Source organism: Metabacillus mangrovi (assembly GCF_009711125.1).
Taxonomy (GTDB): domain Bacteria; phylum Bacillota; class Bacilli; order Bacillales; family Bacillaceae; genus Metabacillus_B; species Metabacillus_B mangrovi.
In genome coordinates this window covers 60,103-67,930 of record NZ_WMIB01000019.1, presented here as the reverse complement: position 1 = coordinate 67,930, position 7,828 = coordinate 60,103, and the positions used below count along the sequence as shown (strand labels likewise).

Genomic DNA, 7,828 nt, shown 5'->3' with positions numbered 1-7,828 from the left:
AACAAGGAAAAAACTGAATAACTACATGATAAAGGATCCACGCCTTCTCTTTAAGGTGTGGATCCTTTTACGCTTACGATTATTTCGGTCAAAACGCATCACTTATCGGTCAATATTTCAATATATCGGTCAACCGTCGAACCAAAGGCAAGGCTGCCAGCACAGCCTTGCCTTCAACTATATATAAAAGGAGCTAAATCCATGCGAAGTGAACTGCAATCCGATTGCTCACGCTGCTTCGGTCTCTGCTGCGTGGCGCTTCCGTATGCCAAATCAGCGGACTTCCCGACAGAGAAAAATGCTGGCGTACCGTGTCACAATTTGCAGCAGGATTTCCGGTGCCAAATTCATGAAGACCTGCGCGAAAATGGGTTTAAAGGGTGTACCGTATATGAGTGCTTCGGAGCCGGGCAAAAGGTATCCCAATATACTTACAAGGGGGCTGATTGGCGTACAAATCCGGACACAGCGGCAGAAATGTTCGACGTGTTCCCAATCATGCAGCAGCTTCATGAAATGCTGCTCTACTTAACGGAGGCTGCCAGCCGGAAAGAAACGGAAACAATCAAACCGAGTCTTTTAGCCATGATAGAAGAGACAGAAACCTTAACTCTATTAAACCCGAAGTCCCTACTAAATCTGAACATCCCAGCCCACCGCTCCAAAGTAAACGAGCTCCTGCTCCAAACCAGCCGCCTCGTCCGGGGCAAAGCGAAACCAAAATCGGTCAAAAAGAATAGCACCGCCTATCTCGGTGCCAAGCTTAAAGGAGCCGATCTAAAAGGAGCAAGCTTGAGAGGAGCCCTCATGATTGCAGCGGACCTCCGCAATGCCGATATGAGGCAAGCGGATTTTATCGGAGCTGATCTAAGAGATGTCGATTTGAGGGGGGCCGACCTGACCGGCAGTCTTTTTCTGACACAGGCACAGATTAATTCTGCCTATGGAAATAAAGATACGCGATTGCCGCTTCATTTGTCCCTCCCTGCACACTGGAGTACTTAAAGATAATTCATCAAGGATCAAGCGGTGTGGTAGGATTTACGGCTTCTCTCTCAATTCAGTAAATGAGAGAGCCTGCAAGTAGGTCTATACAGAAATTAGTGAGATGGACGGGATCTAATCTGGATTCGGTCTTTTTTTATCGAATATTAATAGGGTAATTGAAATGGTGGAATGAAAAATTAACAAAATCTTTACAGCGCGAAAAATGGATGGACGTTTCCAATCTTCTTTAATGATGGTATAATTATTTATTGTAATATTTTAATGGACAGCCAAGGATTTACATTAAAGGAGCAGATTATGAAAAAAATCAGCATTTTGATTCCTGCTTTTAACGAAGAAGAGGTACTTTACAGTCTTTATTCCCGTTTAAGCAATGTGATGGATGGATTAATAGAATATGATTTTGAGATACTTTTTGTGAATGATGGAAGCAGTGACGGCACGCTTTCAATTCTTAAATTTTTAAGAGAAAAAGATGAAAGGATCAATTTCCTTGATCTTTCCAGGAACTTTGGGAAGGAAATTGCAATGATTGCCGGTTTGGATTTTGTTAAAGGGGATGCTCTCGTCATTCTTGATGCCGATCTACAGGATCCTCCTGAACTGATCCCGGAGATGATTCGCTATTGGGAAGACGGATATGATGATGTCTATGCGAAACGGAGATCAAGAACAGGAGAGACATGGGTTAAAAAATGGACCTCAGCTCAATATTATAAATTGCTCAGGAAAACGACCAGAATTCCGATTCAGGAGGATACTGGTGATTTCCGGCTGCTCGACCGGCGCTGTGTGGAGGCATTAAAGAAACTTAGAGAGACACAGAGGTATACAAAAGGCATGTTCAGCTGGATCGGATACAACAAAAAGGAAATCCTGTTTGACCGGGACCCCCGGGCTGCCGGCCAGACAAAATGGAATTACTTGAAATTGATCGATCTGGCCATTGAAGGAATTACGTCTTTTACAACGTTCCCTCTGCGGGTTTCATCCATAGCCGGTATCGTTATCTCCTTTTTGGCATTCGTCTTTATGATATGGACAGTTGGTAAAACTTTGCTGTTGGGCGATCCTGTCAGCGGTTATCCGTCTCTAATGGCCGTGATTTTATTTCTTGGGGGAATTCAATTGCTCTTCCTTGGTGTCATCGGTGAATACCTCGGAAGAATTTTTAATGAAACCAAAAAACGCCCCTTATATTTTGTAAATGAATATAACAATGAAAAAGCAACGAATCGCGTACAAAACGAGGAGCCTCAAAATGAAAGATCTATTAAGTAACGCAAAAAGAGAAGTGGTTATGTACGCCTTTTTTGGCGTGCTGACCACTGTTGTTAATTTTGCTGTTTTTTTTATTTGTTTGAACGCTTTTCATCTCGACTACAAAATTTCAACGACCGCAGCCTGGATTCTCTCTGTACTGTTTGCTTTTATTACGAATAAACTTTATGTGTTTTCCAGCAAATCATTCGATTTTTCCATTCTGGCAAGAGAAGCATTGTCCTTTACCGGGTTCCGCCTTGCCTCGCTTGCTGTTGATCTTGGGTTGATGATCGTGCTGATTGAAGTATTGGCGGCTGATCAAACCATTTCAAAATTACTAACAAATCTTTTGGTTATTGTCCTGAATTATACCGTTAGCAAGCTATTTGTCTTCAAAACAAAAAGAGAAGCGAGCACTTCAACTGATTGAAGCTGTATAGGAGAGTAGACTGTTTATGAAATCGATTTTCAGCTTAAAGGGAGCATTGTCCATATTGTTTTTACTGGCTTCTTCCTTTGCAACACACTTCTATTTTTTACAATCTGATTCATATTTTACAGTGAATGCAGACGCACTGCACCAAATGGCTGTTTTTCAAAAATTCCTGGCAGAAAACTTCAGGAACGGCAACTTTATGTGGTCTTGGAATTATGGTATTGGCGGGGACTTGTTTGGAGAATTCGGCTATTATTATAGTACTTCTCTGTTTTTCTGGATATCGGTCCTCTTTAATTTTGATACGATATTTGACACGGTTCAGCTCAAACTGGGATTCAGCATTCTGAAGTCCTTTTGTTCCATGTTCATCATGTTTATCCTGCTGAAATACCTTAAGCGGTCTTATGTGGCTTCTGTTGTGGGAGCTCTGATGTATGGAGGATCGATTTTCTTTCTTAAGCATTCACTATTGTGGGATTTTATGGTCGACTCAATGGTTTGGCTGCCGCTGATGATCCTTGGATTTGAAAGATGGTTAAAGGAGAAGAAGTGGGGACTGTTTATAGCAGGACTATTTTTCATGCTCTCTACAAACTTTTATTTTGCTTTTAAATCGAGTGTATTTCTGATGATTTATGCAATCTTTGCTTTTCTCGGTACGAAACAGGACTTTACCGTTAAAAGTATCCTGCGATTTTTCATAGGCTGGGGGAAATTTTATCTGCTTGCCTTTGGACTTGCGGCTGCAGCGTTCATCCCGTCAATTTATGCGCTTTTTCATACAGATCGGGGCGGAAAGGTTAATGATATCCCGCTCACTTTTGCTCCAGAATATTACGCAGGGATACTGGAAAAGACATTTAATCTGGACGGGACCTATTCGATTTTAGGGCTGCCTGTAGCGCTGCTATTTTTGTATATTGCAGGCTACACGTTTTTAAATCGAAGAGAAAAGTCTTTCCTGTATATGAGCCTTTTCATGTATTTCCTGTATTTTGTTCCATTTGCCCATTCATTTTTTAATGGCTTATCCGAAATGCAAATCCGATGGGTCTACTTGCTGGTGTTTTCCGTCTCTATTACCAGTGCCTTCTTAATAGATCGAGTTGCAGAAAACAAAGAAAAAATTATGACTTCCAAAGCAGTAATCCCATTTCTGGTATTAATCTTCGGCTTATTCGCCCCTATTTATAAGGACGGTGCTGCCTTTACCGCATATGAATGGTTAGCCTTTTGTCTGACTGTTCTATGTTTTATCGTACTGCTGCTTGCAGGCAAACTAGGAAAAAAAGCTTTCTATCTATTAATTACAGCCATTTTGGCTGTAAATACGTTCGGAACGCAAGCTTACTTTTCTAAGAAATCCCTTGGTTCCTTTTATGGACAGGATAGGATTGACAGCAGTGTTCTAAGCAGACCCGGACTGGAAAACAAAGCAGAGCTTGATATGATTCGCTCTATTCAAACTAGCGACTCAGGCTTTTACCGAATCATAAACGATGGGAATAACTATCATAATGCTCCGATGTATCAAGATTATCACGGTGCAGGCACGTACAGCAGTCTCCTTAACGGTAAACTTCAATATTTCTTGAAGCAGCATCATAATGTTTTGTTTGATCGGGATTCCATTAACAAGTTCAATCACTTTAATAATCGCTTCTATTTAGAAAGCTACATGGGGATCAAGTATCATATCGTTCCCCGAAATGCCGATGCTCCAATAGCCGGCGCCAAAATGATCAATCAAAATGAAACACTTAAAGTGTATGAGAACTTGTATGCTCTTCCAATTGCCTTTATGCAGACGGAATATGCGAGTAAAGAAGATGTGGAAGATCTCTCCTTCATAGACCGGGATGAGCTGCTTCTGCAAGCCGTCTATACAGATAAGCCGGTCAAAGTTTTGGATTGGGAGAAATACAACGTTAGTGACCTTAATTCAGAACGAATTGATCGACCGGAACAGCTCATTGCCGAGAATGTTGAGCAAAACGGGGATGTCTGGAAGGTTCATGAAAATGGAACTGTAACAATTCCAATTGAAAAGCGCCAAGATGGACAGGTCTTAATTGAAGCGGATTTAAAGAGTGCACAGGGAAATCGCTTTGACATGGAAGTGGAAGGAATCCGTACACAAAAGGTTCCTGTTAAAGATAAATATGCCTATCCTGCAAAAGGTTTCGTGTTCAATCTTAGCCCCTCATTTAATAAAGATTCTGTAACGATCAAACTCAGTCCAGGGGAGTACCAGGTTTCTTCCATAAAAATTTATCATCAAAAGATGGACACAGAGAGAGTCAAGCAGTTACAGAAGCAGTCTCTCACCAACATTCAGTATGATAAAAACAAGGTTAGTGGAGAAATTAAAGTAACCGAGGATGGAATGCTTACGGCATCCATTCCTTACAGCAGAGGCTGGAAAACATTTGTGAACGGGGAAGAGGCTGAGACTTATACAGTCAACCAAGTATTTGCAGGCACTCCATTAAAAAAAGGAACGTATAAGATTGAGTTTGTTTATACAACTCCTTTGCTGAAAGAGAGCTTAATGGTCTCAATTACAGCGCTGTTCATCACAATCTTTGCCCTTTTCCGAAGCAAAAGAAGAAAAGATTAACCGAAAGCCAGCTGCGTTAAAAACGCGGCTGGTTTTTTTTAGGAGTGTTTTGCTGCTTGCACTGGTTCAACTAGACCCTTTTCTCTTTCGCTCACGATAAACCCGCGCTTCAATTCCATAATAAAAGGCACCAATCAGGAAAAGGATGTTGGACAGGTAAAAGACGAGCATCCAGTCGACTTTAAAAATAAGGATATTGAGTACAGTAACATTATGCATCACAAACAGAATCGCAAATAAAATAGTAGATGTTCTCACTCCAACCCACCTCCTGCCTACAGATTAACAAAAATTCCCGGTTGGCACCATTGACTTTTCAATCCCCACGTGCTAATTTGTATATGCAAATGAAATGAGGTTTGATGAGATGAATCAAGAGGAAGAGGTACTGATTTACTGTTTGTACTTTACAGCGAGCCGGTTTGCGAGGAACATGAATAAGCTTGCTGAGGAGATTTTCGATTTCGGTGATCTGGCGCCTTCTTATCTGTATATGATCATGACGGTTAAATTCCATCCGGGAATCACTCAAAAAGAGCTATGCCAGAAGCTGTCCATCGCGCCTTCGACGAGCACGCGGTTTATTGATAAGCTGGAAAAACAGAAACTAGTTACTAGAAGGATGGAAGGCAAGCAGTCTTTGATCTCGCTTACAGATGAAGGGGAAGCCATTTACCAGCAGTTCAGGATGTCATTGAAAGAGCTGTTTAGGTCGTATTCGGATGTCCTAGGAAAAGAATTCAGCCTCGATTTAAGCAGGATGCTGCATGAATCCAGCTTAAAGATTGAAGAGGGAAAGTAAATTTTTTTACTCTTTCATTTGCATATACAAATGAATAATCGGGAGGAACACACATTGAAAACACTTGTACTAACAGCCCATCCAAATATGAAAGATTCCACTATTAATAAAGCGTGGACTGAAAGACTCCGCCAGGAAAACAACATCACCGTCCACGACTTATATGAAGCCTATCCAAATTTTAAAATTGATGTGCAAGAAGAACAGGAACTGTTGCTGAGCCATGACCGGATCATTTTCCAATTCCCGTTCTACTGGTACAGCAGCCCGGCGATTTTGAAAGAATGGCAGGATGTTGTGTTGACCTACGGCTGGGCATACGGTGCACAGGGAACGAAGCTTCATGGCAAACAGTTCGGGCTGGCTGTCTCTACCGGCGGCCCGAAAGAAGCTTACCAGGCAGGCGGCTACAACAAGTACAGCATGAACGAGCTGCTCAAGCCGTTTGAAGCGATGTCGAACCTGACAGGGATGAAGATCATCCCCGCCTTTTTGGAGCAGGGAGTGCGGACGATGTCGCCTGAGCAGGTTCAGGAAAGTGCGGAGCGGCTGGCTCAGTATGTGACAGCTGAATAATTCCATTGCTTCCACCCTCAAAGAGAAGTACTCTTTACTAGACAGAAAGGGTGGGAGAAATGGCAGAATACATGAAGGAGCTGCGGCAGTATGTCGGAAGCAGGCCGCTGATTTTAACCGGCGCTACCATCATTGTAAGAAATGAGCGTCATGAAATCCTGTTTCAGCACCGTTCGGATACAAAGGAATGGGGACTTCCGGGCGGAACGATGGAAATAGGAGAAACCCTTGAGCAAACAGCTGCAAGGGAATTGTTCGAAGAGACAGGGCTTAAAGCAGATGGTTTTACTTTCGTCGATGTACTCTCCGGGGAGGATTATTATTTTAAATATCCCAATGGAGACGAGGTGTATAACGTGATATGCGTGTATACGGCCGAGGGAGTACACGGAGAGCTGGCCATGACAGACGGTGAAAGTCTGGAGCTGAAGTATTTTTCACCGTATGAAATGCCGGGTGAGCTGGATGAACGTGCGAAGCGGATCATTGAAAAATATTACATGTAACAAAGCCGCTCTGGGAATCTCCAGGCGGTTTTTTGTGTCAGCATCAATAGGCTACTCATCCCAGTCATCCCCATCTTCATCCAGGACTAGTTCATAATCTTCCAGTTCACTGTCAGGTTTGTCAGGAAAGGCTTCTCGTAACGTCGCCATAATGCGTTCGTGCATTGAATTCGGTTGTGCGTTCTTTTTTTTCATAAATTCGAAGGCTTCCCGTGAAATCTTCCAGTCCCCGTCCTTTTCCAGCTTAACGGCAGGATACTGGCCGTTTTCAATCCAATCCTCAACTTTCTGGCGGGCCACTCCAAATTCGTCTGCAACATATTGTGTGCTTAAGTATTTTGTGTTTTTATCCTCATCCGCTGCCATAGCGATCCAGCCTCCTCCTTTTATTGCTTCACATACACTCTTTCGGTTTAAAAGTGTCCTTTCCTCTTTTTTTTGTAAAACGTGTAAAATAAATGGAAACCGCCAAGAGTTTAAAACGTATACTACATACAGTCTGAAAAACTAAGGAGTGTTCCCATGGAATCCCTGCTCGTAGCAATCGCGGATTTGATTGGTTCGATCGCGGCTCTTTTTACCGCTGGAGATTCAGAGGAGGAAGAGTAAGAACG

The 7,828-nt window shown here is 42.5% G+C and carries 9 protein-coding genes; 7 read left to right on the top strand and 2 right to left on the bottom strand.

Annotated elements, in window-relative coordinates:
- Nucleotides 1-201 precede the first annotated feature (201 nt).
- The 4 genes from GKZ89_RS15925 (at nucleotide 202) to GKZ89_RS15910 (ending at nucleotide 5,330) form a co-directional block, all read left to right on the top strand.
- The gene (locus tag GKZ89_RS15925; protein WP_155113398.1) at nucleotides 202-1,005 is read left to right on the top strand and encodes a pentapeptide repeat-containing protein; all 804 of its coding nucleotides are present in this window, start codon (nucleotides 202-204) and stop codon (nucleotides 1,003-1,005) included.
- Nucleotides 1,006-1,305: 300 nt separating this feature from the next.
- Entirely contained in the window at nucleotides 1,306-2,289 is a 984-nt protein-coding gene (locus GKZ89_RS15920; RefSeq protein WP_155113397.1) for a glycosyltransferase family 2 protein, read from the top strand.
- On the top strand, nucleotides 2,270-2,701 hold the full coding sequence (locus GKZ89_RS15915) for a GtrA family protein (RefSeq protein ID WP_162356962.1): 432 nt from the start codon (nucleotides 2,270-2,272) through the stop codon (nucleotides 2,699-2,701). The genes GKZ89_RS15920 and GKZ89_RS15915 overlap by 20 nt, the downstream gene beginning before the upstream one ends.
- Before the next feature lie 25 nt (nucleotides 2,702-2,726).
- Nucleotides 2,727-5,330, top strand: coding sequence for a YfhO family protein (locus tag GKZ89_RS15910; RefSeq protein ID WP_155113395.1), 2,604 nt, complete (start codon nucleotides 2,727-2,729; stop codon nucleotides 5,328-5,330).
- Between the two features lie 66 nt (nucleotides 5,331-5,396).
- Here GKZ89_RS15910 and GKZ89_RS15905 read toward each other — a convergent pair whose 3' ends face one another.
- Nucleotides 5,397-5,588, bottom strand: a complete 192-nt coding sequence (locus GKZ89_RS15905; RefSeq protein ID WP_155113394.1) for a hypothetical protein — start codon at nucleotides 5,586-5,588, stop codon at nucleotides 5,397-5,399.
- Nucleotides 5,589-5,697: 109 nt separating this feature from the next.
- Here GKZ89_RS15905 and GKZ89_RS15900 point away from each other — a divergent pair, with 109 nt between their 5' ends.
- The 3 genes from GKZ89_RS15900 to GKZ89_RS15890 are packed head-to-tail and all read left to right on the top strand — an operon-like array spanning nucleotide 5,698 to nucleotide 7,214.
- The gene (locus GKZ89_RS15900) at nucleotides 5,698-6,132 is read left to right on the top strand and encodes a MarR family winged helix-turn-helix transcriptional regulator (RefSeq protein WP_155113393.1); all 435 of its coding nucleotides are present in this window, start codon (nucleotides 5,698-5,700) and stop codon (nucleotides 6,130-6,132) included.
- A 54-nt stretch (nucleotides 6,133-6,186) separates the two neighbouring features.
- Entirely contained in the window at nucleotides 6,187-6,708 is a 522-nt protein-coding gene (locus tag GKZ89_RS15895) for an NAD(P)H-dependent oxidoreductase (protein WP_155113392.1), read from the top strand.
- Nucleotides 6,709-6,767: 59 nt separating this feature from the next.
- The gene (locus GKZ89_RS15890) at nucleotides 6,768-7,214 is read left to right on the top strand and encodes an NUDIX hydrolase (RefSeq protein ID WP_155113391.1); all 447 of its coding nucleotides are present in this window, start codon (nucleotides 6,768-6,770) and stop codon (nucleotides 7,212-7,214) included.
- A 51-nt stretch (nucleotides 7,215-7,265) separates the two neighbouring features.
- Here the strand turns inward: GKZ89_RS15890 and GKZ89_RS15885 are convergent, their stop codons facing one another.
- The gene (locus GKZ89_RS15885) at nucleotides 7,266-7,580 is read right to left on the bottom strand and encodes a helix-turn-helix domain-containing protein (RefSeq protein ID WP_155113390.1); all 315 of its coding nucleotides are present in this window, start codon (nucleotides 7,578-7,580) and stop codon (nucleotides 7,266-7,268) included.
- Between the last annotated feature and the right edge of the window lie 248 nt (nucleotides 7,581-7,828).

What these genes read in the sequence shown, in the direction of transcription:
- GKZ89_RS15925 (WP_155113398.1), top strand. Translation starts at nt 202, where the DNA reads ATGCGAAGTGAACTGCAATCCGATTGCTCACGCTGCTTCGGTCTCTGC.
- GKZ89_RS15920 (WP_155113397.1), top strand. Translation starts at nt 1,306, where the DNA reads ATGAAAAAAATCAGCATTTTGATTCCTGCTTTTAACGAAGAAGAGGTA.
- GKZ89_RS15915 (WP_162356962.1), top strand. Translation starts at nt 2,270, where the DNA reads ATGAAAGATCTATTAAGTAACGCAAAAAGAGAAGTGGTTATGTACGCC.
- GKZ89_RS15910 (WP_155113395.1), top strand. Translation starts at nt 2,727, where the DNA reads ATGAAATCGATTTTCAGCTTAAAGGGAGCATTGTCCATATTGTTTTTA.
- GKZ89_RS15900 (WP_155113393.1), top strand. Translation starts at nt 5,698, where the DNA reads ATGAATCAAGAGGAAGAGGTACTGATTTACTGTTTGTACTTTACAGCG.
- GKZ89_RS15890 (WP_155113391.1), top strand. Translation starts at nt 6,768, where the DNA reads ATGGCAGAATACATGAAGGAGCTGCGGCAGTATGTCGGAAGCAGGCCG.
- GKZ89_RS15885 (WP_155113390.1), bottom strand. Translation starts at nt 7,580, where the DNA reads ATGGCAGCGGATGAGGATAAAAACACAAAATACTTAAGCACACAATAT.